This is a genomic window from Ruegeria sp. CI1 (assembly GCF_056536925.1).
Window position 1 is genome coordinate 179,713 of sequence record NZ_JBQFQP010000008.1, and the last position, 25,892, is coordinate 205,604.

The 25,892-nt window shown below is 59.0% G+C and carries 22 protein-coding genes; 5 read left to right on the forward strand and 17 right to left on the reverse strand.

The genetic code is table 11. The features are described 5' to 3' along the window. Nucleotides 1-36: 36 nt before the first annotated feature. The 5 genes from ACR0LZ_RS11715 to ACR0LZ_RS11735 all read right to left on the reverse strand — a co-directional run bounded on the left by ACR0LZ_RS11715 (nucleotide 37) and on the right by ACR0LZ_RS11735 (nucleotide 6,823). Complete coding sequence (locus ACR0LZ_RS11715; protein ID WP_480749984.1) at nucleotides 37-462, reverse strand: universal stress protein; 426 nt, start codon at nucleotides 460-462, stop codon at nucleotides 37-39. Between the two features lie 12 nt (nucleotides 463-474). After that, nucleotides 475-3,096 carry a TRAP transporter permease gene (locus ACR0LZ_RS11720; RefSeq protein WP_480749985.1) on the reverse strand — a complete coding sequence of 874 codons (2,622 nt, stop codon included), beginning with the start codon at nucleotides 3,094-3,096 and terminating at the stop codon, nucleotides 475-477. Between the two features lie 79 nt (nucleotides 3,097-3,175). Then, the gene (locus ACR0LZ_RS11725) at nucleotides 3,176-4,135 is read right to left on the reverse strand and encodes a TAXI family TRAP transporter solute-binding subunit (protein WP_480749986.1); all 960 of its coding nucleotides are present in this window, start codon (nucleotides 4,133-4,135) and stop codon (nucleotides 3,176-3,178) included. Nucleotides 4,136-4,304: 169 nt separating this feature from the next. Continuing rightward, nucleotides 4,305-5,195, reverse strand: a complete 891-nt coding sequence (locus ACR0LZ_RS11730) for a CobW family GTP-binding protein (protein WP_480749987.1) — start codon at nucleotides 5,193-5,195, stop codon at nucleotides 4,305-4,307. Continuing rightward, nucleotides 5,195-6,823, reverse strand: coding sequence for an amidohydrolase (locus ACR0LZ_RS11735; protein ID WP_480749988.1), 1,629 nt, complete (start codon nucleotides 6,821-6,823; stop codon nucleotides 5,195-5,197). Before ACR0LZ_RS11735 ends, ACR0LZ_RS11730 begins: the two co-directional genes overlap by 1 nt. Nucleotides 6,824-6,918: 95 nt before the next feature. Between ACR0LZ_RS11735 and ACR0LZ_RS11740 the strand changes: the two genes are divergently transcribed. The 5 genes from ACR0LZ_RS11740 (at nucleotide 6,919) to ACR0LZ_RS11760 (ending at nucleotide 12,523) form a co-directional block, all read left to right on the forward strand. Further along, the gene (locus ACR0LZ_RS11740; protein WP_480749989.1) at nucleotides 6,919-7,842 is read left to right on the forward strand and encodes a LysR family transcriptional regulator; all 924 of its coding nucleotides are present in this window, start codon (nucleotides 6,919-6,921) and stop codon (nucleotides 7,840-7,842) included. Between the two features lie 163 nt (nucleotides 7,843-8,005). Then, entirely contained in the window at nucleotides 8,006-9,013 is a 1,008-nt protein-coding gene (locus tag ACR0LZ_RS11745) for a TRAP transporter substrate-binding protein (protein WP_480749990.1), read from the forward strand. Between the two features lie 73 nt (nucleotides 9,014-9,086). Beyond that, nucleotides 9,087-9,626 (forward strand): TRAP transporter small permease, encoded by a 540-nt coding sequence (locus ACR0LZ_RS11750; RefSeq protein ID WP_480749991.1) that lies wholly within the window; start codon nucleotides 9,087-9,089, stop codon nucleotides 9,624-9,626. After that, on the forward strand, nucleotides 9,623-10,912 hold the full coding sequence (locus ACR0LZ_RS11755) for a TRAP transporter large permease (protein ID WP_480749992.1): 1,290 nt from the start codon (nucleotides 9,623-9,625) through the stop codon (nucleotides 10,910-10,912). Before ACR0LZ_RS11750 ends, ACR0LZ_RS11755 begins: the two co-directional genes overlap by 4 nt. Nucleotides 10,913-10,924: 12 nt before the next feature. Next, nucleotides 10,925-12,523 (forward strand): N-acyl-D-amino-acid deacylase family protein, encoded by a 1,599-nt coding sequence (locus ACR0LZ_RS11760; protein WP_480749993.1) that lies wholly within the window; start codon nucleotides 10,925-10,927, stop codon nucleotides 12,521-12,523. A gap of 53 nt (nucleotides 12,524-12,576) precedes the next feature. Here ACR0LZ_RS11760 and ACR0LZ_RS11765 read toward each other — a convergent pair whose 3' ends face one another. The 12 genes from ACR0LZ_RS11765 to ACR0LZ_RS11820 form a co-directional block, all read right to left on the reverse strand. Continuing rightward, the gene (locus ACR0LZ_RS11765) at nucleotides 12,577-13,239 is read right to left on the reverse strand and encodes an ABC-type transport auxiliary lipoprotein family protein (protein WP_480749994.1); all 663 of its coding nucleotides are present in this window, start codon (nucleotides 13,237-13,239) and stop codon (nucleotides 12,577-12,579) included. Further along, entirely contained in the window at nucleotides 13,236-14,597 is a 1,362-nt protein-coding gene (locus tag ACR0LZ_RS11770) for an MlaD family protein (protein ID WP_480749995.1), read from the reverse strand. The genes ACR0LZ_RS11765 and ACR0LZ_RS11770 overlap by 4 nt, the downstream gene beginning before the upstream one ends. A gap of 9 nt (nucleotides 14,598-14,606) precedes the next feature. Next, nucleotides 14,607-15,416 carry an ABC transporter ATP-binding protein gene (locus ACR0LZ_RS11775; RefSeq protein WP_480749996.1) on the reverse strand — a complete coding sequence of 270 codons (810 nt, stop codon included), beginning with the start codon at nucleotides 15,414-15,416 and terminating at the stop codon, nucleotides 14,607-14,609. Between the two features lies 1 nt (nucleotide 15,417). Next, on the reverse strand, nucleotides 15,418-16,542 hold the full coding sequence (locus ACR0LZ_RS11780; RefSeq protein WP_480749997.1) for an MlaE family lipid ABC transporter permease subunit: 1,125 nt from the start codon (nucleotides 16,540-16,542) through the stop codon (nucleotides 15,418-15,420). A gap of 157 nt (nucleotides 16,543-16,699) precedes the next feature. Continuing rightward, the gene (locus ACR0LZ_RS11785; protein WP_480749998.1) at nucleotides 16,700-17,860 is read right to left on the reverse strand and encodes an ABC transporter substrate-binding protein; all 1,161 of its coding nucleotides are present in this window, start codon (nucleotides 17,858-17,860) and stop codon (nucleotides 16,700-16,702) included. Between the two features lie 34 nt (nucleotides 17,861-17,894). Further along, nucleotides 17,895-19,778 (reverse strand): AMP-dependent synthetase/ligase, encoded by a 1,884-nt coding sequence (locus tag ACR0LZ_RS11790; protein ID WP_480750011.1) that lies wholly within the window; start codon nucleotides 19,776-19,778, stop codon nucleotides 17,895-17,897. A 5-nt stretch (nucleotides 19,779-19,783) separates the two neighbouring features. Beyond that, the gene (locus tag ACR0LZ_RS11795) at nucleotides 19,784-20,557 is read right to left on the reverse strand and encodes an ABC transporter ATP-binding protein (RefSeq protein ID WP_480749999.1); all 774 of its coding nucleotides are present in this window, start codon (nucleotides 20,555-20,557) and stop codon (nucleotides 19,784-19,786) included. Continuing rightward, nucleotides 20,554-21,318: an ABC transporter ATP-binding protein gene (locus tag ACR0LZ_RS11800; protein WP_480750000.1), complete on the reverse strand. Its 765-nt coding sequence runs from the start codon at nucleotides 21,316-21,318 to the stop codon at nucleotides 20,554-20,556. The genes ACR0LZ_RS11795 and ACR0LZ_RS11800 overlap by 4 nt, the downstream gene beginning before the upstream one ends. Continuing rightward, nucleotides 21,315-22,412, reverse strand: coding sequence for a branched-chain amino acid ABC transporter permease (locus ACR0LZ_RS11805; protein WP_480750001.1), 1,098 nt, complete (start codon nucleotides 22,410-22,412; stop codon nucleotides 21,315-21,317). Before ACR0LZ_RS11805 ends, ACR0LZ_RS11800 begins: the two co-directional genes overlap by 4 nt. 4 nt (nucleotides 22,413-22,416) lie before the next feature. Continuing rightward, nucleotides 22,417-23,292 (reverse strand): branched-chain amino acid ABC transporter permease, encoded by an 876-nt coding sequence (locus tag ACR0LZ_RS11810; RefSeq protein WP_480750002.1) that lies wholly within the window; start codon nucleotides 23,290-23,292, stop codon nucleotides 22,417-22,419. Between the two features lie 79 nt (nucleotides 23,293-23,371). Next, nucleotides 23,372-24,400: an alcohol dehydrogenase catalytic domain-containing protein gene (locus ACR0LZ_RS11815; RefSeq protein ID WP_480750003.1), complete on the reverse strand. Its 1,029-nt coding sequence runs from the start codon at nucleotides 24,398-24,400 to the stop codon at nucleotides 23,372-23,374. Between the two features lie 264 nt (nucleotides 24,401-24,664). Further along, entirely contained in the window at nucleotides 24,665-25,186 is a 522-nt protein-coding gene (locus ACR0LZ_RS11820; protein WP_480750004.1) for a hypothetical protein, read from the reverse strand. Nucleotides 25,187-25,892: the final 706 nt, after the last annotated feature.

The window sequence follows — 25,892 nt, forward strand, 5'->3', positions numbered from 1 at the left end:
GTTTTTTCGGCGAACGCGCGGCCGTCAGGGCGGATATCACCGAACGACGAACACGGATTGTCGCGCATGTCGGGCCACGCGGGCGGAATTCGGGCCTATCAGATAGTCCTGCAATTCCGGCCGGTGCGCGCCGACAAAGATCGCATCGGCACCCAATTGATCGGCGACCTTGATGATCTGGTCGTAGATCGTGCCATGCGAGATGTGCAGCCGCGCATCGATATCCGGGGGGATTGCATCCCTGGCCCAGGTTTCGAGTTCGGATTTGGCCTGGTCAGCAATCTTTTTCGAATGATCCGGTCCAAGCATTGCGCCCACGATCGCCATGCCGCTGTCGGGAATGACGTTCAGCACATGCAAGATCGCTCTCTCGGCACGCGCCATGTTGACTGCGGCTTGTGTGCTGCGCGCCGCTCCAAGAGGGTCGCTGATGTCGACGGCTATCAGTAGGGTCTTGAACATGGCCATACTCCCTCAGAATGCGGGTTGCGTGGCGCGAGGCCGCTGAATCATGACGATGCCTGCCAGCAGCAGCAGGGCAGGGATGAAGAAGACCTCTTTCGGCATTCGGTCGTTTTCTATCTCGGCCTTTACCAGATGAACCGGGGTATCGCCGTAAAAGTCATAATCGATGCTGAGCGATCCGAAGGGCCCGCCAAACGGTTCTTCCATTTCCAAGGCGTCACCGCTTTCGATGAAGGACAGGCCCTGAGCCGAGAGTGCGGCCTCGGCATCGCCGGCAACAGCCGGGATCACGATCGTGGTCGGGCGAATTTCGGCGTTGTCGAAATCCGGGCCTGCAATTGTTATGCGGATGTCCTTGCCGTCATCGGCATCGGCCATCAGCGCAATGGCTGCGGGTCCATCGGCGCTTGCATAAGGTTCGCTGACCTGATCCAGGAAGAACCCGGGCCGGAACAGCAGGAAGGCGATGAACAGCAACACCACGCTTTCCCATGCTCTTGATTTGGCCACGAAATAACCCTGCGTGGCCGCTGCAAACAACAACATCGCAAGAAGGGCCACGAAAAAGACCAGCACCGCCTTGGCGAGACCCACGTCGATCAGCAACAGATCGGTGTTGAAAATGAAGAGGAACGGCAAAAGCGCTGTCCGGATGTCATAGGCAAAGCCCTGAATGCCCGTCTTGATCGGATCGCCCCGCGATATGGCCGCCGCCGCATATGCCGCAAGGCCGACCGGCGGCGTGTCATCGGCGAGGATGCCGAAATAGAAGACGAACATATGAACGGCAATCAGCGGCACGATCAGGCCGGACTGCGCCCCCACCGACACGATGACCGGAGCCATCAGAGACGAGACAACGATGTAATTGGCCGTTGTCGGAAGCCCCATGCCGAGGATCAGCGACAGAACGGCGACCAGAACGAGCAATATCATCAGGTTGCCGCCCGAGATGACCTCGATCACCTGACCTATGACCTGATGCGCGCCGGTCAAGGAGATGGTTCCGACAATAATACCGGCCGCACCCGTTGCCACGCCAATCCCGATCATGTTGCGCGCACCGAGGATCAGACCCTGAACGAAGTCATTCCAGCCGTGCAGGGTTTCACCGGCGAAATCCTGGCCCCTGAAAAACGCTTTGATCGGGCGGTGAGTCAGGGCGATGATGATCATGAAGACAGTGGCCCAGAAGGCGGACAGGGCGGGCGAAAGCCGCTCCAGGCTGTCGGTGCGCACCATGAGATTCCAGATCAGGATGAAGATCGGCAGCGCGAAATAGGCTCCGCCAATCAGCGTCGGTGTCAGTCGTGGCGCCGCCGGGACCGGGGCGTTCGGGTCGTCGATTTCGATGTCCGGATAACGGGACGAAATGTAGACGAGAATCAGATAGAGACCCGCGACGATGGCTACGGCGCCATAGACGCTTTCGGTCATGATCGGATCGAGCAGGGCGCGCAAACCGATCATCAGGAAGGTGCAGAGGCCCAGGAAAATGAAACCGGACAGGAACAGGATCAGGATCATCAGGACGCCGATCTTGCGACCTTCCTTTTTCAGGCCTTCCAGCCCCATCTTCAGGCTTTCAAGGTGCACGATGTAGAGCAGGGCGATATAGCTGATGACCGCCGGCAGAAAGGCGTGTTTGACCACATCGATATAGGGAATGTTGACATATTCCACCATCAGGAAGGCCGCGGCCCCCATAACCGGCGGGGTCAGCTGACCGTTGGTGGATGACGCCACCTCGACCGCGCCGGCCTTTTCGGCGGGAAAGCCGATCCGTTTCATCAGGGGGATAGTAAACGTCCCGGTGGTGACCGTGTTGGCGATGGATGAGCCCGAGATCATGCCGGTCATCATCGAGGACAGCACCGAAGCCTTGGCTGGTCCGCCCCTTAGGGCGCCCAGCATGGCGATGGCGACCTTGATGAACCAGTTGCCGCCACCCGCCCGATCCAGCAAAGCGCCGAACAGGACGAACAGGAAAATCATCGTGGTCGATACGCCGAGCGCCACCCCGAAAACCCCCTCGGTCTGCATCCAGTAATGGCCCAGGGCCTTGGACAGTGATGCGCCGCCGTAATTGGTGATGTTGCGGGCCCATTCCGAATATCCGCCGAAAAAGGCAAACAGGATGAAACAGCTGGCGATGACCACCAGCGGCAATCCGAGCGAGCGATAGACGGCCACCATCAGAACGAACATCCCGGTGGCTGAAACCGCGATGTCGGTGGGGGTCCAAAGGCCGGGGCGGTCGGCGATCTGGAACCGGAAGATCACCAGATACAGACAAGCGCCCACGCCGAGGATCAGCAAGACCCAGTCATAGACGGGTATGCGGTCGCGCGGAGAGGTCTTGAAAAGCGGAAAAGCAAGCGTCGCCAGCATGATGGCAAAGGCCAGGTGCACAAAGCGGGCCTGTGCGACGATATTGGCGAAAATCCCGATGCCGGTCGATTGGGCGATGATGCCGGGTATTTTTGACGCGATGTAAAGCTGGAAAAGGGACCACACGATACAGGTTCCGATGATCAACCGGCCCTGCCAGCCCACCGGGTTTCTTGCCCCGGTGTCGGCCTCGGCAACCATGTCGTCAGCGCTGCGTTCGGGTTGGGTCTGGTCAGTCATGTCGTCCCCCTGTCCACGGCGTTTCGCCAATGGGTATGCGCCCGCTGCCGGGCGCATCCGATGTGCTGGAAGTTGACGCTTATTGCATCAGACCGAGTTCTTTATAGGCGCGTTCCGCCCCCGGGTGCAGGGGTGCGCTGAGACCGTCACTGACCATTTCCGCGGGGTCAAGATTTTCAAAGGCCGGGTGCAGCTGACGGAAATCGTCAATATTCTCCATCACCGATTTTGCCACGACATACACCACGTCATCCGACACATCGGCCGAGGTCACGAATGTTGCGCCAACACCAAAAGTAGTCGTTTCCTGATCGTTTCCGGCGTACATGCCACCGGGGATCGTCGCGACACGGTAATAGGGATTGTCGCCCACCAGCTTGTCGATCGGCTCGCCCGTGACGCTGACCAGTTTCACGTCGCAGGTTGTGGTGGCTTCCTTGATGGCCGCCGCCGGATGCCCGATGGTATAGATCATCGCGTCGATATTGCCGTCGCAGATTTCCTTGGCCATTTCCGATCCTTTGTATTCCGTGGCCAAAGCGAAATCATCCATTCCCATGCCGAATGCATTCATCACGACTTCCATCGTGGCGCGCTGACCGGAACCGGGGTTGCCGACATTGACGCGCTTGCCTTTCAGGCCTTCGAAACTGTCGATGCCGCTGTCGGCGCGCACCAGAAGGGTGAAGGGTTCGGGATGAACCGAAAAGACGGCGCGAATGCCCGGAAACGCGGCATCGCCTTCAAATTTCGAGGTGCCGTTAAAGGCGTGGTATTGCCAGTCGGACTGGGCGACGCCGAACTCAAGCTCGCCGGCCTTGATGGTGTTGATGTTATAGACCGAGCCACCGGTGGATTCGACGGCGCAGCGGATTCCGTGCTCTTTGCGCGACTTGTTCACCAGACGGCAGATTGCGCCGCCTGTTGGATAGTAGACGCCTGTCACACCTCCGGTTCCGATCGAGATGAACTCCTGCGCCGAAGCTGCACCGGCGGACATGCCCAGAACGGCCGCGGCTCCAAGTACGAGGTTTTTCATTTTACACACTCCCTGACTTAAATTTCTTGTTATTTGCCGGAATTGATGGCCCTGACAGTAGAGCCTCTATGGCACGATCTGGCAAGGTTTCAGCGCAACTTGCCGTCACGTCAGCGTTTTTTGCTTGCCGGATATGGAATGTGACTGCGTGGTGCGGTGTTTTTTACGTTCAGCGCCGAACACCAGCTGTCTGATCGGTAGCACCGCGCCACCATTGTTCAATGTCAGCTTCGGTCACACGGTCGGCAAGGCCCAGTGCGACCAGGCCGGTGCTGGTGTCATCCACGATGGCCCGCATCTCGCAGACCCGTCCGACAATCTGCACCTGATAAGGCCCTTCGCGGGTTTCGACAAAACCTTTGAGGCGATAGATGCCGGCTGGCCGGCGATCGAGCTTTTCCTGCAGTGACCGCCGGTCTTCGGCAAATGCCTTTTCGCAATACCACGCGGTATAGGCCGGATGGGGCGGTGTTTTACTCGAAAACGGGCGCGGGGTGATTTCCCACAACAATCGCGAGATGGGGGCGTCACCTTGGATTATTGGGGCATGTGTATTTATTGGCCTCAGATGGTCGCGCGGGTTTTCGGTGGTTTTTTCAGTCTTGCTGAGCACCAAAAGGTCGGCCACGGCGATTTGCCGGGCAATCTGAGGCCCAATGGAATCATCATTGAGAAGGTCTTGGATTTGCCTTGCATCCACAACCGTGACGATCCCGGCATAGCTCAGGTCGGGTTCGGCATTGGCGACGTTGGCGATGGCGGCCGGGTCGGCGATACCGCTGGCTTCGATGATCAGGTGATCGGGACGGTCGGGGCGGTCCAGAATGTCCCCGATCGTCATGAACAGGTCCGCCCCCATTGTGCAGCATACGCAGCCGTTGGTCAGCGCAATTGTGTCTGCATCGGCGGACGCCAGCAAATTCGCGTCGATGTTGATCGCGCCGAAATCATTGACAAGAACCAAAAGGCGCAATCCGTGATCTTCGCCAAGCAAGCGGTTGATCAGGGTGGTTTTTCCCGCACCAAGATAGCCGCCGATGACCGTCAGGGGCAATCGCATCACAGCAGGTGAACCCTGCCGCCCAGAACGGTCCCAAGCACGGCGATATCCTTGAGCCGGTCGGCGGAAACGGTCGTGGGATCGTCGCCGAGTATGGTGAAGTCGGCTTGTTTGCCGGTTTCGATACTTCCGATTTCGCCGTCCAATCCCAATGTGAAAGCCGCGCCAAGTGTGATCGCGTGCAGGGCTTCCGGTATTGTGATCCTTTGGCTTTCTCCCAGAATTCGGCCTGACAGGGTCTGGCGATTGACGGCACACCAGGCCGTGAACAGGGGCGCCATCGGCGTGACAGGCGCGTCCGAATGGATCGCGATCCGAACACCCTGGTCCAGCGCTGTGCGCGCCGCATCCATTCGGCATGCCCGGTCTTCGCCGATGGTCAGGGCCGCATGCTGATCGCCGAAATACCAGATATGATTGGAAAATATGTTGGTGCAGACACCCAGCCGGGCGCAGCGCCGGAACTGGTCGGCCCCCATCATCTGGCAATGCTGCAGGACATGTCTTGCATTCGGCCAGGGGTGTTTGCGGGCCGCTGACTCGAGAGCCGCGAGGGATACGTCAGAGGCCTCGTCACCGTTGACATGGATATGCATCTGCACCCCGTGTTCCTGCATCGCCTCGCACAGGGCGAATATCTGGTCCGGTGGCGTGTTCCAGATTCCGTTGGGTTGTCCACCCACATAACCTGGCCATTTCACCCGCGCGGTCCAGCCCTGAATCGACCCGTCGGTCATCAGCTTGACCGCCCCCAGACGGAGCTTGTCGGACGATCGCGCCTTCAGCGCCAAGGCGCGGCGCGCAATCGCGGCGGGATCGCCACCAGTGGCCCCCAGGGCCGGGACGAGACGGACGGGAAAGTCCAGCTTGGACGTAACGTCGAGCAGAACATCGACATCCGCGTCATCCATTTCCGCGAACAGGTCGGTGGTCGTCGTCACCCCGGCCCTCAGACAGACCTGGGCATAGGTGCGGATGATCTCTGGAGTCTGGGTCAGTGCCCGAAAGTCGATCCCGGTCCGGCGCATGACCGGAAACATCGCTGCCATTTCCTGCAGTTCACCGGTTGGTTCGCCATCGGCACCCTTCACCAAACCTTCGACATTGGTGTGGCTGCCATATCCGGCCACGGTCAGAGCCGCCGAATTGGCACACAGCAGGTGGAAGTTCGAAAACAGAACAACTATGGGCCGCGTTGTTGAAACCTGATCAAGGTGATGCCGCGACAGCCTTTCCCCGGAAAGGAAAATCGGATCGAACCCCCAGGCAATCAACGCATGGCCTTCGGGAAGGTCCGCATCATACAGGCGCAGCCGTTCGATCACGCCCGGGATGTCTTCAAGCCCCCGATGCAGGACGCCGTTCGGGTCCATGCGGTCGTGAAATCCGACATAGGCATAGCGCCACATCGCGCCCGCCATCATGTGTGCGTGACCTTCGACGAAACCGGGCATCAAAACCGCGTCGGCCAGACTGTCGTCGAGGATCGTTTCATCGCCGGGCCAGGCGCAGTTCTGATCGCCTACGGCAAGGACCTTGCCGTCACGCACGGCCACATGGGTCGCTTCGGGGCGGTTCGGGTCCATGGTGATGATCTTGCGGCAACGGAAAACGGTCGTGGGTTGCATGCTGTCCTCCCGGGTAACAGCCGGAGTATCGCAACTTTATTCCACGGCAAAATGGATTTAACCTCTCAATAAGATATATTGAATGGTGGATTGAGGTGAAATTCACGCTCAAACAATTGCGTTATTTCGATGCTGCGATGCGGACAGGTTCGATTGCGCGCGCCGCCGTCGAGATGAACATCTCGCAATCGTCGATCACGGCGGCGATCGATCATATCGAACAAAGCCTTGGCGCGGAGCTGTTTCGCAGGATACCGGCCAAAGGGCTGATTTCGACCGAATTGGGACAGATGGCGGGCAAACAGATCGCCACTTTCCTAGAGCAATCCAGAGTTTTCGAATCCGACTTGTTGTCGCTTGTCGGTGATCCGACGGGGACGCTGCGGCTTGCCTGTTACGAACCGACGGCCCCCTACGTTCTGCCACCGCTGCTGCGCTGCATCGCCGACAGTTACCCCGACATCCGTATCGATGTGATGGAAGGCGACATGCTGGTCGTGAACGAATTGCTGCGTTCTGGTGCAGTGGATGCGGTATTGACCTATCGCCGTTACACGCATCCCGACAACCGCTTTGTCCCCTTGTTCCGGGCCAGACCCTGGGCGCTTGTTCCGCATCATTCGCCATTGTCCGAGCACAAGTCGGTCACACTTGATGAGCTTTCCGAACAACCTCTGATCATGCTCGATGTGCATGGAACGCGGGATTATTTCCTTAGCATGTTTCAAAAACAGGGGTTGGTGCCGGATATTGTCCACAGCACCAAGTCGGGCGCTGTCTTGCGCGGTCTGGTGGGCGCCAAGTTCGGCTATGCGATCCTGAACATCTGCGGACCCAATGACCGCGACGGGCAGGGGGGATATACTCCGATTCCCATCTCGGGCGAGGTGGATGAACCGGTTTACGGCATCGGCTATGCATCGCAGCTTGAGAATTCTGCCGTAGTGCGTGCCATCATCGACACGGGCAAATCTCTGGCTCAGAAAGGTGCGTTCGAACATCTTCTGCTTCGGCCTTAACTGCATTTTATGTGACATTACGCTTCACAAAACCCTGTTTTCTGGAGGTATGGGCTTCGGCTAGCCTTTGGAACAACGTCGATCGACGTCCGGCAAAGCAGCCGCTCGCAAACAAGACGGGGACCGGGCCGATGGGCGAATTGTGCTGTCAGGGAGGAGAGATATGCGCAGACGTTCTTTGATTAAACTGGCTACCTCAGTGTCGCTTGCCGCCGGGCTGAGCCTTTCGGCGTTACCGGCAGCGGCCGCCGATGTGACAATGAACCTGGGTTTCGGCGCGCCCGAAGCCTCCATCTATGGCCGTTTCGGTACGCTGTTCAAGGAACGGCTTGAGGCGATCTCGGACGGGGCGATCGAAGTCAAGTTGCGTTGCTGCAACCAGATTTCGACAGAGGACGAGGCGTTCAAGGCGATGCAGTTGGGAACAGTTGATGGATTTTTCATCACTGCGAACAACGTGTCGCCGCACTGGCCACTGATGGATGTGACGGTTCTGCCATACATATTCCAGAACAAGGACCATCTGGAACGGGTGGTCGATGGTGAAGTCGGTCAGGTCATGAAGGACAGGCTGCAGGCCGAGACCAGCGTTCATTTGCTGAGCTTCGGTCCGGCGCTCTATCGGGATTTTTACAACTCGCAGCGTGCCATCAATACGATGGCGGACATGGAAGGGTTGAAGATCCGGGTTCCCAAGAACGAGGTGATGATTGCGACCTTCGAAGCCTTTGGGGCAGAGCCGGTGCCGCTGGCCTGGTCGGAAACACCAACCGCCTTGCAGACCGGAACCGTGGACGGTGGCGACAACGGAACCTCGTTCATTCGCGACATGAAGTTCTATGAGTTCGAGCCCCATCTTGTCATCCTCGAACATTTCGTGGCGATGGCGCCGCTTTTTGCATCGGACGCTTTCATGAAACGGTTGAGTGACGAACAGCGCGCCATGGTTCAGCAAGCCGCGAACGAGGCAGGGGCGGAACTGCGCCGTCAGGTCGCTTCGGAAACCGAGGAAATCCGCGAATGGCTGGTTGCCGAGGGCGGCATGGCGATGACCACGCCGGACAAGGCCGATTTCATTACCGCCGCTCAGGGGGTGCAGCAGGCATTTGCAGAAGAGCGTGGGCAAGACTTCGTGGAACTCGTCAACGCCATTCAGGCGGCGGCCAACTGAAGATCCGCCGCTTTGGCGGGGCGCTGCATGCGCCCTGCCTGATCTGACCAAGCCCAAGGAACAGGTGCCCGATATGTCAGCGCTGAAATGGCTGGAACGGCACTTCGAAGAAGTGGTGTGCTGCACCGCTCTCGTGGTGATTTCTTTTAGCGTCTTTGCGCAAGTGATCGCGCGCTATGTGTTTCAGACCGCATTGCACTGGTCCGAAGAGATTGCCTCGATCAGCATGGTCTGGGCTGTCTACATGGGGGCCTCGCTGTGCGTGCGCGAACGCTTTCACATCCGAATCCTCGTTGGCGTCAAAGCCCTGCCCGAGCGGACGGGCCGTATCGTGATCTTTGCCGCCGATCTGGCATGGGCCGCGTTTTCGATTTTCATGATCCGGGTCAGTTGGGATTATCTGGCCGTATTGTGGAAATTCACTTCGCGCAGTCCCAGTCTGGGCATCGACCAGTTCTATCCGCAATCCGTGCTTGTGATCGGTTACGCGCTGATGCTCGTGCGCCTGATCCAGACCTATGTGACATGGTACAGGGATGGCGGCGAAGGTATCCCGGGAATGCTGCACGAGGAATGGGATGAAACCACCGACGAGCAGGAGCATCAGCTGTGAATCCGCTTCTCATTCTTGCGATTGCCTTCGTCGGGCTTACGATCATCGGCACACCACTTTTCGTGGCTGTTGGCATAACCACTGCGTTGGCGCTCTATCTCATAGAAATCCCTTACACGTTGATGGCGCAGACGGGGTATTCCAGCCTGACGCCTTTTCCATTGCTGACCATCCCGCTGTTCGTTCTGGCGGGTCGGTTGATGGAGGTTGGCGGCATGGCCAACCGGATGATTGCAATTGCGACCAAACTGGTTGGCGCCTATCGCGGGTCGATGGGGCTTGTGACGGTTTTTGCCTGCATGCTTTTTGCCGCATTGTCCGGGTCGGGGCCGGCAACGACTGCGGCCATCGGCTCTGTCACGGTGCCGGCGATGCGGCGGGACGGTTATGACGTCCCATTTGCCGCCGCGATCACCGCCAGCGCCGGAGCGCTTGGCAGCCTGATCCCGCCGTCGAACCTGATGATCATATACGGTCTTGTGTCCGAGACATCGATCCCGCGCCTGTTTCTGGCGGGGCTCATTCCGGGCGTGCTGGTGACGATCCTGCTGATGGTCACCACCTATATCATCGCCCGCCGTCGGAACTATGGCGGGACGGGGCATCCGTTTTCATGGCGGCCGTTCCTTCACGCCGCCTGGGAGGGAAAATGGTCGATCGGAGCGCCGGTGCTGATCCTCGGCGGCATTTATGGTGGTGCGTTCACGCCGACCGAGGCCGCAGGCGTTGCGGTGTTTTACGCGTTGTTCGTGGGGCTTTTCATCTATCGCGAACTGACCGCAAGAAAGATCGTCGAGGCGCTGCGTTTCACGGCTTTGCTGACCGGCATCCTGATCCTGCTGACGCCTACGCTGGCCTTTGGGCAATTGACCGCGTTCTACGACGTGCCCACCGCTGTGCAACAGGGGATCACGTCGATCACCGAAAACCCGATCCTGGTGATGCTGCTGATCGGGGTGTTCTACATCTTTATCGGCACCTTCATGGAATCGCTGGCCCAGATCGTTCTGTTCACCGCCGTGTTCCTGCCGTTGGCCGTGTCGTTGGGCATCGATCCGGTCCTGTTCGGAGTGTTCACGGTGATCACCTGCGAGATCGGGTTCCTGACCCCTCCGTTGGGGGCAAACCTGACGGTCGCGGCGCGGATTTCCGGAGTTTCAATCGAACGGATTTCGGTTGCCGTGCTGCCGTTCATTCTGGCCTATATCATCGGCATGGTGATCCTGATCCTAATCCCGGATCTGACCCTGTTCCTGCCCGACTGGGTCTATGGGCCGGCAAAGTAGGGGAATAAGGAGATGTTCGATCTGATCCTCAAGGGCGGTGAAGTTTTCGACGGAGTGAGCGCGGAAAGTTTCACCGCCGATATTGGTATTACGCGCGACCGGATCGCGGCAATTGGCCAACTGGAAGACAACGGATCGGCAGAGATCATCGACGTCAGCGGGCTGGCCGTTTCGCCCGGTTTCGTCGACATGCACACGCATTCCGATTTCACCCTGATTGCCGATGGGCGCGCCGAAAGCCAGGTGCACCAGGGCGTCACGACCGAGGTTGTCGGGCAATGCGGGATCAGCTGTGCGCCCGTGTGCAGTCACAGCGAGATCCCGGCCGTTTCCCCGTGGTACACCGACAAGGCCGATCATCCGCACTGGCACAGCTTTGGCGATTATCTGGATGCTCTGGAAAGCACTGAGCTTGGCGTAAACGTCATGGCCTTTGTGGGTCATGGCAGCATTCATCGCGCGGTTCTGGGGGATGCGCTGCGGGCGGGTGAGCCGGACGAGATTGACCGGATGAGCCGGATGGTGGAACAGGCGCTTGAGGAGGGAGCTGGTGGATTTTCGACCGGTCTGGAGTATTGGCCCGGAATTCTGGCCGCGTCCGAACATCTGGTGCCGATGTGTGAAAAGGCAGCTCAACGCGGACGGCTCTATGCAACCCATGTGAGAAACCGCGATACGCACTATGACCTGGGCTTTGCCGAAGCCATCGCGACGGCCCGCCAATCGGGCGCGAAACTGCAGATTTCGCACATCCAACCGAAATTCGGCGCGCCGGACTATGCGATGGAGCACACGCTGGAAATGATCGATCTGGCCCGCCGCCACGATGTCGACGTTGCCTTTGACGTCATTCCCCATGACTGGAACCATACGCTGACGGCGGCAATCCTGCCCAAATGGGCGCAGGCGGGAGGACTGGACGAAGTGCTGAAACGCCTCTCGGATCCGGAACAGCGCGCAAGGATCAAGGCCAATCCGCAGCCCATGTGGCTGATCGTGAAGGCCCGGAAATGGAGCGATATCGTTCTGCTGAACGCGTCGGTGAACAAGGATCTGGTCGGTGCCGATTTTGCCGAGATCGGACGGATGCGTGGCCTTGATCCATATGATGCGGTTCTCGATATCCTTTTGGAAGAGGGCGACAATCTGATGGGCGTCTTCTGGACATCAAAGTCATTTCGGGACGCTGATATAGATCTGTGTCTGAAACAGCCTGAATGCGCGGTGATTTCCGACACTATCGCCGTGGCCAGGGACGGAATTCTCAGGGATCATGTCGGATCGCTGAGCGGGTATGGCTGGGCCGCACGATTTCTTCAGTATTATGTTCGAGACCGAAAGGTTCTGTCACTTCCCGATGCCATCCGGCGCATAACCTCTGTCCCGGCGGATCGGTTGGGGCTGAAGGACCGTGGGCGTCTGGCACCGGGACACAGGGCAGATATCTGCGTCTTCGATCCGGCCAGCATCGCCAGCAACTGTTCGGCGCGTCATCCAAGGCGCTATGCGTCAGGTGTTGCCCATGTCATGGTGAACGGGCGTTTGGCCATGCGCAACGGTGCAAGGACCAACGAGAACGCCGGGGCGGTTTTGCGCGAATTCGCACATTGAAAGAGCCGGGTCATCCCCGCTACCTGATCCAGACACAAGTCAACGGCGGGTGATCACAACAAATCCGGTCTGGGGTTCTGTGCGGCATGGGAATGGATCCTGCGAATGCTCCATTCGACCGCGTTTTTCATCGCGTTACCCAAAGCCTGATCAAAGGCCATCGCCAGATCGGGAGCTTTGTCCGAAGCAGAAATGATTGCTTTTTCAAACGAATTTGATCCGATGATGTGATCTTCGTAAGTATCGATGATTTTGATGTTCAGCCTGACATCGACGCGTAGCGATTTCGTCTGATCGTCGCCGCCGATTGCATGAGCCTGAAACTCGCGCAGTTCCGGCACGATCACGTAATCCGCCCGCAATCCCACGGTCGAACGGCCGACTGCAGCGACCTTGCCGGAATTCTCGAAGCTTTCGATCAGCAATGCCTGCACGATGAGTGGCGCGCGGTCGACCCAGCGGGCGCGCGGTAGGTACTGAACCTGAAGCGGCGTGGGCTGGACCGCGATCTGATCAGTATTGACCGCCGCCGTAGCGGTCGGTTCTTCGATCACGATCTGCTGTCTGAGACGCGGGAGTGACGCGGAAAACGTGCTTTTGGGGGTCAGAACATAAAGATCGTTCGGTTCTGCCGCTTTCTTAAGCGTATCCAGACCGGTGCAGCCGCTCAGAAGAGCCCCCCCGATGACGAGGGCAAGAAAGTCAGATCGTTTCATTGACGGAACTCCGATGCCTGAGTGCCAAGAAGGAAGCGTGCCGGGTCGCGTTCGATACGGTCCACAAGACGGTCGAGATTGACGACAAGGCGGCGGGATTCTTCGACGAAGCGTTGCAGTTGCGGCAGGCCCACGCGCATGAAATCCGAAACCTGCCTGCGGTTCTGTTGAACGATGCCATCGACCGTCCCCATCAGATCCGACGCGGATTGCGACGCGTCCAGCACGTTGTCGGCGATGCGGTCGACATTGTTGGCCACATTGTCGACGGTGGTTTTGAATGTGTCGATTGCCCCGCGCAGGTCCGTCACGATCTGGCCGACGTCTTCGTTCACAACCTTGTTCACCGACTCGAATGTCTCGTTGGCAGAGGACAGCGTTGTCCCGGCGCTTTCCATGGCGCTGCTGATGTCTGACAGGGTCTCATTGGCGTTGGAAAATGTTTCGGTCGCGACTGCAAGTGCCACGCTGCCTTCGTCGGACAACGCGTTCAGGCGTTCGGCAACCCTGGTCACATCTGTACCCACCTCGGCCACCACGCGATTGACGGTCTCGGCGACTTCGGTGCCCTTGCCGATGAATTCGGTTATTTCGTTCTTCATCAGCCCGTCGGCAGTGGCAAAGGTCTGTTTTGCCGTATCCAGAGTGGAAACGGCCGCGTCGCGCGTATCGTTCAATGCGGTGGTTGCGGTGTTGAGTGTGGTTTCCGCCGTTTCCGTCAGCTTGCCCAGCTTGTCGGTAAAGGCCGCGATTTCGCGGGATGCGCCGCCCAGATCCTTGGACAGCGTTTCGAAATCGGACAGGGCCTGATCCAACCGGCCCGATGCAGAGGACAGGTTTTCGAGCAGCTTCGAAACCGCGGTTCGGTTTTCCTCGTTCACGATGGATTGCAGGTCTTCGAGCAAGGAAATGGCCTTGCTCATCAGTTCCGGCGCCCCTTCGAATATCGATTGCAGCGCGCTTCGGCGGCTTTTTATGGTGCCGCCGGACGGCAATGGTGCGGAAGCCGGCGTGCCGCCGGACAGCGCGACATAGCTGACGCCGGTGACGCCGAGGGCTTGTAGTTCAGCGATCGTGTCTTGCCTGACCGGTGTTTCGGCGTCGATTTCGATATGTACACGCACCTTTGACGGATCGTCGTCGTCAAGATGCAGCGAAAGGACCTGACCGACAGGCAAGCCGTTGTAGCGAACGCTTGAAGCGGTCGCGAGGCCCGAGACATCGTCGAACAGAATGTCATAATAGGCGTATTGGCGGTTCACCTCGACCTTGGCGAGCCACAACAGAAAACCGAAAACGCCCAGAATGCCTGCCAGCGTAAAGGCTCCTATCAGGATATAGTTTGCCTTGGTTTCCATCCGCTGCCCCTAACTGTCCCGTTCCCTGTTCTGCGCGGCTCTGGCGCGCGGACCGGTGAAATATTCCTGTACCCAAGGATGGTCCACAGATGTCATGTCATCAATAGGACCCTCAACCAGGACGCGTTTTTCCGCAAGTACCGCGACCCGGTTGCAGATCGCGTAAAGACTGTCGAGGTCATGCGTCACCATGAAAACGGTCAGCCCAAGCGCACGCTGCAATTCGCCGATCAGATCGTCATAGGCCGCCGCGCCAATCGGATCGAGCCCGGCGGTCGGTTCATCCAGAAACACGATCTCGGGGTCCAGCGCCAGCGCGCGCGCCAAGGCCGCGCGCTTTCGCATGCCGCCTGAAAGCTCGGACGGGAATTTCCCGCAGCTGAGCCGGGGCAGGCCGACGAGGCTGATCTTCAACTCCCCCAGCGCTTTCATCAGGTGTTCGCTGAGCTTGAGATGTTCGCGCATCGGCGCCATCACGTTCTGCAACACGGTCAGCGACGAAAAAAGCGCACCGTCCTGAAAGGCCACACCCCAGCTTTGTTCGATCCTCAGGCGGTCTTCTTCGGGACCGTTGAGGACGTCAACGCCCAGAACCTCGATCGACCCGGCCGCAGGCGTGTTCAGCCCGACGATCGTTCGCAACAGGACCGACTTGCCGGTGCCCGAGCCTCCGACAACGCCGAGCACTTCGCCGCGCCAGACGTCGAGGTCAAGATTGTCATGCACGACCTGAGGGCCGAACCGGGTGGTCAGGCCGCGCACGCGAATGACAGCTTCGCGGTCTGGCATCTGGCTTTGTCCGGTTGAATCGTCGGCCATGTCAGACCCCGACTTCCGAGAAAAAGATCGAGAACAGAGCATCCAGCGCGATGACCATAAAGATGGATTGCACCACCGATGCCGTGGTTCGGCGCCCGACGCTTTCGGCCGATCCCTGAACCTGCATTGCCTGCCAGCAGGCGATGACCCCGATCACGAGGGCAAAGAACGGGGCCTTGATAAGACCGACCGCAAGGTGCCAGACATCCGTGTTGTCTTTCAGTCGGGTCACGAACATGCCCGGGCTGACACCAAGGTCGATCCAGCTCATGATTGCGCCGCCGATCAGGCCGGATATATCCGCGATGAAGCCAAGGATCGGCAGGACGATCAGCAACGCGAGCGTTCTGGGAACGACCAGAACCTCGATCGGGTCCAGTCCGATGGTTCGCATGGCGTCAATCTCTTCCTGCACCTTCATCGAGCCGATGGAGGCGGTGAAGGCCGATCCGGATCGACCGGCAACGATGATTGCGGTCAGAAGGATGCCCAGCTCGCGCAGGATCGATATCGAGATCAGTTCGACCACAAAGACCTCGGCCCCGAATTGTTTGAGCTGGGTAGATCCCTGAAAAGCCAGAACCACCCCGATCAGGAACCCCATAAGGGCAATGATCGGAACAGCCTTGAGACCGGTTTCTTCCATCTGCGTTACCAACGGCGCGGCACGCAACCGCCATGGCATCACCATTGAACGGGCCAGCCGATGCAGGGTCAGTCCCAGAAAGTTCAGGATCGACAGCGTGTCCTTCCACGCTGCGACCGTGCCTTTGCCGATATGTTCCACCCATGGCAAAAACCCGCGTGGTGGTTCCTGCGCTGCTGCTTCATCGGACAGACTTTTCGCCACGGTCGTGATCAGGGCGTTCTGCGCCTGCGACGCGCCAATGATCGAAACCGGCGTGTTCGCCTTTTCCAACCGTTTTTGAAGGTCCGCGATCAGCCACGCACCGCCGGTGTCGATGGCCTCGACCCCTGACAGGTCAAACGCGACCACATCAGCATCGGAACGGAGTTGAGCCAATTGCGTTTCCGCCTGGCCCAGAAACTGCGTCAACAACCGCCCCTTGAACCGGATCAAGAGGCGACCGTCGGAAAATTCCTGTGTCAGTGATGGGCCGCTCATGCCCGGACTATGACGCGTTGCCGGTTTCGGCGGCAACCGATTTGTTGGATCCGGCACTATTTTGCCGGAACAGATGTTGTTGAATTACAATCGAAAATCAAACTGACCAGGATTAACGAAAAGGGCGCTTTCCTGAACGGAGAGCGCCCGAGGCCGATTACTCTTCGTGGATTTTCTTCCACGCGCCATTCTCGACCACATTGACGTAGACCGAGTCAGCACCCTGATGATCGTCTGGCCCATAGGTCATGTGGTTGCCCACCAGATCATCCTGGTAGTTCAGGGTTTCCATTGCGGCGATGAAACTTTCCTGTGTCAGGTCCGGGCCAGCGGCCTCAAGCGCCCTGACCATCATTTCCGCCGCCGCATATCCGAGCATGGCAAAACCAACCGCGTCTTCGCCGGTGGCGGCCTTGTATTCCTCGATAAACGCCTTGGGGGCCGGTTCGTCCGCCCGTGCCCAAAGATCCTGCCAGGAAGCAGCGGCAAAAAAGCCGTCGGTGACACCACCGGGGACTTGTGCCACGACGGTCAGGAAGCTGGCAGAGGTGCCCATGAACTTCATGTCGTTCAGGCCCATCTTTTTTGCGGTGCCAACAACCGTGATGGCCTGGCGAACGCCCAGGGCGATGGTGACGATGTCGCAGCCGGCTTCGTTCAGTTTGCTGAGCGAGCCGACGAAATCGGTTTCGTCGGGTTTGTGGGTTGTCTCGGCTGCAAACGCGATGCCGGCCTCTTCCGCGCCCGCCTTGGAGCCTTCGAGGATTTCCTTTCCGAAGTCCGTCGGCAAATACATGGTGCACACTTTTTCTGCACCGAACTCGCCAGTCAGGTATTTGACGCCCACCCGGCTTTGGTCGTAATAGCTTGAAAACGAAGTAAATTTATTGTGCATCGGGTCCTGCAGCATCTGGCGCGCGGCAGACAGCGGCGCGACATTCGGAATGCCCTTGGGATCCAGCAGCTTGAAGCCGGCAAGGTTCATGGGGGTGCCAAGGCTTTGCAGCATTGCGAACACCTTGTCGCGATTGAGCAGCTTGTTGTAGCCCTGCATCGCGCGAGGCATCTGATATCCATTGTCTTCAACGACATAGCGGATCTTGCGGCCGTGAACGCCGCCTTCTGCGTTCACCCGGTCAAAGACCACGTTGGCGCCTTTTACTGCCGGAACGCCGACGGCGGCGAAAATGCCGGAGAGGTCGTTGACCGAACCAATGACGATTTCATCGTCGGTGACGCCCTGGGTTTCGGCGCTGGTCAATGTAGCCGTTGCCGTCAGGGCCGCGGCGGCGGCGAGCCTCAGAATTGTCTTTCTCATTTCTCTCCTCCCTTTTGGGTAATCCCATGTTTTATCAATACATATCTTCGATCAGATGTGCGTGTTTCATTTCAACGAAGCTCCGTTTCAGTTTCATCGTTGCGGTCAGTTCCTCGTCCTCGGCGGTGAGAAGGACATCGATCAGGCGGAAATCCTTGATCTGTTCGACGCGCGCAAACTCTTGATTTACTGCCTCAATTTCGGCTCCGATCAGGCTGCGAACCTCGGGTGCGGCACAAAGCGAGGCGAAGTTCGAAAACGGTATCTTGTGGTCCTGAGCGTATTTCTCGACGTTCTCCTGATCAATCATTATCAATGCCGTCAGATACTTGCGCCGGTCGCCGATGATCACTGCATCGGAAATATAGTGGCTGAATTTCAGGCGGCTTTCGATCTCGGCCGGCGTGATGTTCTTGCCGCCGGCGGTGATGATGATGTCTTTCAGGCGGCCGGTGATGGTGACAAAACCGTCGTCGTCCATACGCCCGATATCGCCCGTGCGAAGCCATCCGTCGGCGGTGAAGGTTTCGGCGGTTTTTTCATTGTTGCGCCAGTAACCCTGAAAAGTGTTCAAACCGTACACCTGTATTTCGCCGTCCTGTGCAATTCGTACATCGATTCCGGGTACGGCTTTCCCAATTGTACCGATCCGATTCTTGCCCGGCGTGTTGATCGTGGCGATGCCCGAGGTCTCGGTCATGCCGTACCCTTCGACCAGAGGAACCCCGATCGCCCAATACCATTTCAGCAACTCGGGCGAGATCGGGGCGGCGCCCGTTCCGCCGCGCCTTAACCTGTCCATGCCCAGCATCCGGCGCAGGTTGCGTAAAACCAGCCGGTCCCAGACCCAGAACCGGGCGGCCACGGAAGCGGGGACAGGCTCGTTCCGGAGGAGATAGCGCGCGCGCCTTTGTCCTGCTTGCAACGCCATGGCGAATGCGGCTTGGCCGATGGGCGTGGCCTCCTGCGCCATGATCAGGACCTGCGAGTAGATTTTTTCCCATACGCGCGGGACGGCGGTGAAGGTGTTGGGGGAGACCTCCTGCAGGTTGGCAAAAACCGTCTCGGGGCTTTCCGCGAAATTTACCGTGGATTTGGAGGCGAGCGGGAAATAGATCGAAACGTCGCGTTCCAGAATATGACAGAGCGGCAGGAAACATAGCTGTTCGTCGGTCTCGAACGAGGGCAGGCCGTGCGCACCCGCTTCGATGGCGGACAAAATGTTCTCGTTGCTGAGCATTGCGCCTTTGGGCAGTCCGGTGGTGCCGGAGGTGTAGATGAGCAAAGCGATGTCTTCGGGTTGCGCCAGGGCAATCTGGGCCTCGAACACACCGGGTTGATCCTGTTCGGCCTGACGACCTATTTCATACAAGTGGTCAATCATCATGCAGCGGGGGTGGTCGAGATCGTGCAGCCCCTCGTCTTCGAGAATGATCACCTTTGAAAGGCCCGGAACTTCGTCTTCGATCTGCAGGAACTTGTCCAGTTGCTCTTCGTCTTCGACGATCAGAAAGCGGCTGTCGCTGTCGGTGACCAGATAGGACAGCTGGCTGGCGGAATCGGTGGTGTAGACGCCCGATGCGATGCCGCCGACGCATTGGATCCCCATGTCGAACCAGGCCCATTCCTTGCGGTCTTCGGACAGGATCGAGACGACGTCGCCGCGTTGCAGGCCGAGCTTGCGCAGGGCCAGGCCGATCCATTTGGCGTGTTGCCAGTAATCCGCCCAAGAGTAGGATTTCCATATGCCGAAATCCTTTTCGCGATGCGCGGTCCGCTTGCCCAGTTCGGCACAACGTTTCTGGAACAATCCGGCGATGGTTGTGGTGCCGTCGACCAGAACCGGGCGCTGGCCCGGCGTGGCGTTGAAGCTGACACTGTTGATGAGGGTTTGCGCGGGCAGGCGGCTGGCGTCCATCTTGCTCACCTCCACGTCTTTTTGCGTTTCCAGCGGCGGTTTTCGCGCGCGCCTTCTTCCTGAACGCCCAGATAAAAGTTCTGGATGTCTTCGGATTTCATCAACTCGCTGGCGGGCCCATCCATGACGATCCGCCCGACCTCCATGACGTAACCGTCATGAGCCAGTTCAAGCGCGGCGCTGGCATTCTGCTCGACCAGCATCATCGTCATGTTCTGTTCCGTATTCAGGCGTTTGAGGATGGCGAAAATTTCCTGCACCAGAATGGGGGACAGGCCCAATGAGGGTTCGTCCAGCAGCATGATCTTGGGGTTTGCCATCAGGCCCCGGCCGATGGCCAGCATCTGTTGCTGTCCGCCCGACAGCGTTCCGGCCTCTTGATCGCGGCGGTCCCCGAGGATCGGGAAATAGGAAAAGACCATATCCCTGTCCCGTTCGATTTGTGTTTTGTTTTTAATGGTATAGGCCCCGAGACTCAGGTTTTCGTCGACGGTGAGCAGGGGAAAGACCTCACGCCCTTCGGGAACGTGGACGATCCCCCTTTGCACCACCTTGTGCGGCTCGGACCCTTGTATTTCTTCGCCTTCGAAGGTGATCGTGCCTTTTTCCGGATCCATCACGCCCGAGACGGTCTTCATCAGCGTGGTCTTGCCCGCGCCGTTGGCGCCCAGAATCGAAACGATGCGCCCGGCATGCACATCAAGCGACACGCCGCGAATGGCCATGATCGGGCCATAGAAGCTTTCGACATTGCGGATCTTGAGGATGGGTTCGCTCATGATGCTTTCCCAAGGTATGCCTCGATCACGGCGGGGTGGGATTGCACCTGCGAGGGTGTTCCAAGGGCGAGTTTCGCGCCATCGGCCATGGCCAGCACACGGTCGGAGACGCCCGAGACAAGCCCCATGTCATGTTCGACCATCAATACGGTAATGCCCATCTGGCGGCGGATATCGTCGATCCACCAGCGCATGTCGGTGGTTTCCTCGACCGAGAGCCCCGAGGCAGGTTCATCGAGCAGCAGCAGGCGCGGTTCCGTCGCCAGCGCGCGGGCGACCTCGACCACTTTGCGCACGCCATAGGGCAGGCCGGCGATCATCTTGTCGCGATAGGCCTGCAGGTCGAGGAAATCGATGATCTCTTCGACCTTTTCGCGGTTTTCCAGTTCCTGCCGTTTGGCCGAGGGAGTGAAAAACAGCTCGGTCAGCAGGTTGCTTTTGCGGTGGCGGTGCCGCCCGACCAGAAGGTTTTGCAGCACGGTGGCGTGTTCGAACAGTTCGATGTTCTGAAACGTCCGGGCCACGCCATAGGCCGCAACGCCCGATGGTTTGACCGCCAGCAGGTCGTGGCCGTCAAACCGGACAGATCCCTGAGCTGGATCATAAAAGCGCGATATCAGGTTGAAAACGGTGGATTTTCCGGCGCCGTTGGGGCCGACGATTGCAAATACCTCGCCCTCGTGGACGGAAAAGGTCAGATCGTCCACCGCCGTCAGGCCGCCGAATTTAAGCGTGACGTGTTCCAGTTCCAGCAGGCTCATCTCAGACGCTCCGTTTTCAGATAGGATTTCTGCCGTCGGAACATGTCCTTGCGGTAAAAGGGGAAAAGTTCGAACCAGGTGCGGATCTTCAGCCAGCGGCCGTAGATGCCCATCGGCTCGAACAGGATGAAGGCGATCAGGATCATGCCGAAAACGCCGAATTCCAGGCCCGGGATGGCAACGGTGTTGCCGCCGATGACGGCGCCGACATATTCCTTGGCGATGGACAGGAACTGCGGCAGGAAGCCGATGACGATGGCGCCGAAGAATGCCCCGTGGATCGAGCCGAGGCCGCCAATGACGATCATCATCAGAAGCTGGATCGAGATCACCACGCTGAAGGTTTCGTTATTGAAGGCACCGGAATAGAGCCCCATCAACGCTCCGGCCCAACCGGTTACGGCGCAGGAGATGCCGAACGAGACGGTCTTGGTGCGCGAGATATCGACGCCCATCGCCTGTGCCGACACCTCGGAGTCGCGCACGGCGATGAAGCTGCGGCCCAGCGGCGCTCGCAGCAGGTTGATATAGCCCAGCGTCACCAGAACGGTGACGATGAGGGTCAGCCAGTAGAACGGGACGGGTGTGCTCCAGCGATCGACGAGGACGCCAAAGATCTCGACCCCGCCAATGTACTTGCCCGCGACGCCGCCGGTGATCGGCTCGCTGAGGACGATGATGTCGTCCATCAGGATCGACAGCGCCAGCGTGAAGATCGCCAGGTAGATGCCATGCAGACGCAGGGCGGGGATGGCGATGATCGCGCCCGCGATGCCGGTGATCAGCCCAGCCAGCGGGAAGGCGATGAGGAACGGCACGCCCACCTCGATCAGGATGACGTTGGCATAGCAGCCGATGGCGAGAAACGCGGCATGGCCGAGGCTGGCCTGCCCGGTATGGCCGGTCAGGATCATCAGGCCCAGCCCGGCAATGGCCCAGATCAGGACGTTGGTCAACTCGCCCAGATAGAAATCGTCCAGCCACCACGGCGCGAGGGCGACAACGGCCAGTAGGACCAGATAGAGGCCGAGCTGATAGCCGTCTTTCCACGGGCGGATATCCTGCATGTAGTTGGTTTTGAACACGATCCGCATGGGGCTAGACCTTCTTGACGCGCACTTGGCTGAACAGGCCGTGCGGGCGGAAGATCAGGACCGCCAGCAAAAGCGCATAAGGGGCGATCTGGCTGTAGCCGGCGGCGATGTAACGGCTGGCAAAGGGTTCGATGACGCCCACGATCAGCCCGCCCGCAAGCGCGCCCGGCAGGCTGCCGAAGCCGCCGATCACCGCCGCCGCAAAGGCCTTGATCCCCAAAAGCCCGGTATTGGGATCGACCGAACCCTTGGCGGCAAAGAGGATGCCCGCAACGGCCGCGACCGCACCGGCCAGGGCCCAGATCAGGCCCTGAATCCGTTTGACCGGAATGCCCATGTAATAAGCCGCCAGCTGGTTCTGCGAGGCGCCCTGCATCGCCAGACCCAGCCTGGTGCGGCTGAAAAAGACATAAAGGCCCCAGGTGAGCAGAATGGTGACGATGATGACAGCGACATCCTCCATCCCCAGCACGAGGCCGCCAAAGCGCACCTCCTTGCCCGCCAGCGGGTTTTGCAGGGTCTGTGGTTCATGCCCCCAGATCAGACCGGCGACAAAGCGGATCACAAAGCCCAATGCGATGGTCAGGATCACGACCGAGGTCTGGCTTTCGCCAAACATGCGCCGGATGATCAGGCGGTCGAGCAGATAGCCCAGACCAGCCATGATGCCCAAGGAAACCGGCAGCGCCAGCCAGAAAGGCAGGCCCATATATTCGGTGTTGGTCAGGCCGATGGTCACAAAGGCACCCAGCATCATGAAATCGCCCTGCGCGAAGTTCACCGCCTCGGTCGCCTTGTAGATCAGCACAAAGCCAAGTGCGATCAGGCCGTAGACACAGCCGTTTGCCAGCCCGCTGATCAGCAGCTGCACGTTGTCCAACTTGTCCTCCCCGCGCCGGTGGGCCCGGCGTCCCTTGTCATGACCCGGCGCTCCTCACTTCGCCGGGGTCAAGGCCATATTACGGTGTGATCATCACCTTTCCATCCGTCTTTTTCAGGGCGCCCGCCAGGCCTGAAACAACCTTTCGCAATGGCAGATGGGCCGAGACGTCGGTTTTCCAGCGGCCATCGGCAAAACGGGCCTGCACCTCGGCCACAACGCGCATCTGGTCGGCGGGCGGCGTGTCCGTCATCCAGCGGGTCAGCCAGAACCCTTCGATCCGCTTGCCCATGAAGATGAGCTGCCCCATCTGCGTGAGGCTGGGTAACTCGGCGCTGAGCTTGCCGTAACTGATCCAGCGCGCATTGTTGGGCATCGCGGTAAAGACCTGTTCCGACACCTGGTCCGAGACGGCATCCAGAAACACGCGCGGTTTCAGATCCTTGCTGAGCGCCGCGAATTTCTGTGCAAACTCCGGATCAGAGGTGACCAGAACCTCGGCCGCGCCCAACTGTTTCAGTGCGTCTGCCGCTTCGGCGCGCCGGACGAGAGCGATGGGTTTCAGGCCCAGATCGCGCCCAAGGCTGCACATCAGCTTGCCCAGCTGGCTGGTTGCGGCGGAAAGCACAAATGCCTCGCCTTCGGTGCGGGCGATATCGACCATCGCCATGGCTGTCATGGGGTTCACGATCTGCGCCGCGCCGTCCTCGTCGGAGATATCGGGACGCAAGGGGATGCACATCTGCGCCTGTGTGACCACGTATTCCGCCCAGGCGCCGGCGCCAGCGGCGACAAAGGCCACGCGCTGTCCCTGCAACCCTTCGGCCCCGGTTCCGGTCGCGACCACGTCGCCACACCCTTCGAACCCCGCCGGAGCGCCCTTGACGCGGGGCTGGCCGTATTCGCCCTTGATGAAGTGCAGATCGGACGGGTTGACCGAAGCTGCGCGCAGACGGATCAGGACCTGTCCCGGCCCGGGGGTCGGCACCGGTATCTCGGCCCCGGCCAGCCAGTCGGCGGCATCGGTGATTTCAGGTCCGGTCGCGGTGCCGGAAAAACCGTCATGCGTTTGCAGGATTGCGAACATGGTTTCGGGAAGATCGGTCATATCGGCAATCCTTGGCATCGGTCAGGCAAGCGAAAGGTCTCAACGGAGCAACGTCGGTTAAATCCTTGATTCGATATTGGTTTGGCTGTCTGGAGTGACGCAGGAGGTCGGGGCAGCTAGGGTCACAATCGGGTCCGGTTCTGGAAATGGATGATCCAACCCAAGCATGCGGCGCGGGCGTTCGTCAATTTTGCGCTGTGATGACGTGGCGGAAATCGCGGCCCGGGGGGGGCGTGGCGGACGTGGCCGCCAAACCCTTTTTGGTTATTGCGCCAGCAACTTTTTCAGCTCTTCGAACTTTTCGGCAAAGGTATCGGGCGCGGCCTTGATATCGGCAAGAATCGTCGCCGCTTCGGCTTTGACGGATTCGGTCAGCGGGCTGGCCTGAACTGCGGTCATCATTTTGTCGTAGTCGAACCCGGCCTCGGTCAGGATACCGCTGTCCTGCCAGGACTGGATCAGCGCATTGCCCTGATCGCCCAATGCGGCAATCTGTTCGTTTGCGGCCTGGGCGGCGGTATCGACGGCGGCGCTTGCTTGATCGGCCGCGTCAGAGGCTTGTTGAGAGACGGAGGATGCCGCCTCGTTGGCCTGTTGCGTCGCGTTCTGGACGGCTTCGCTTGCGGCTTCGGTTACGGCTTGTGCGGCTTCGCCGACGGCGTCGCCGGCCTCCTGCGCGGCATTTTCCAGACGCTCGGCAGGTGTGGGTTCGGGTCGTGTGAGAATGTAATAGGCACTGGCGCCTGCGGCGGCCAGTAGCACAGCTATGACAAGAATACGGGACATTCTGTTCTCCTTCAAATTCGCCCCAGACATGGCTTTCATTCTGAGGGCATTAAAGGGGAAGATTCAGGAAAATCCCGTCATTCCGGTGCGTTGAGCCATTCCTTGCTGAGTGTGCGGGAAAACTGGGCGGTAATATGCCATACGCGTGGCGGCCAAGATAAAAAGGGATCCGACACCATGTGTCGAACCCCTTTTCAAATCTGTTGGCTCCGGCGGTAGGGCGCGCAATGCGCGATCAGCACCACTGAAAACAAACGATTTTTCGCTCCGAATGTCTCCATCGACTCCGGATGTGTAAGAGTCTGTGTCATGATATGTGATTTACGTCAACGACCCGGCTGCGTAATGGAATGAGCAAGGTGAGTTAGTTTGGAGGAGTTACTGCCCTGAGGAACACTTTTGGGTTGTTTGCCCCACACGCAGATGCTCTAACGTCACTATTATTCAAAGCATTAGGCACGAAACATGAACGCAGCTGACACCCCTTCACAACAACAGCAGGGCAAGCTCCGTCCATATCTGACGTTCTGGGGATTGCTCGCGTGCGCGCTCACAACGGCAGTAGTAATCATTGGTTTAGGTGGTTTGTTCATACTGCTGAGGCTCCCCATTTGAATGGGTCCACCGTTAAGATTAGGAAACGGAGGATCAGAAATGGCAAACAAGCGACCGAAGCCTGAAGAAATTGTCTCGAAGTTGCGGCAGG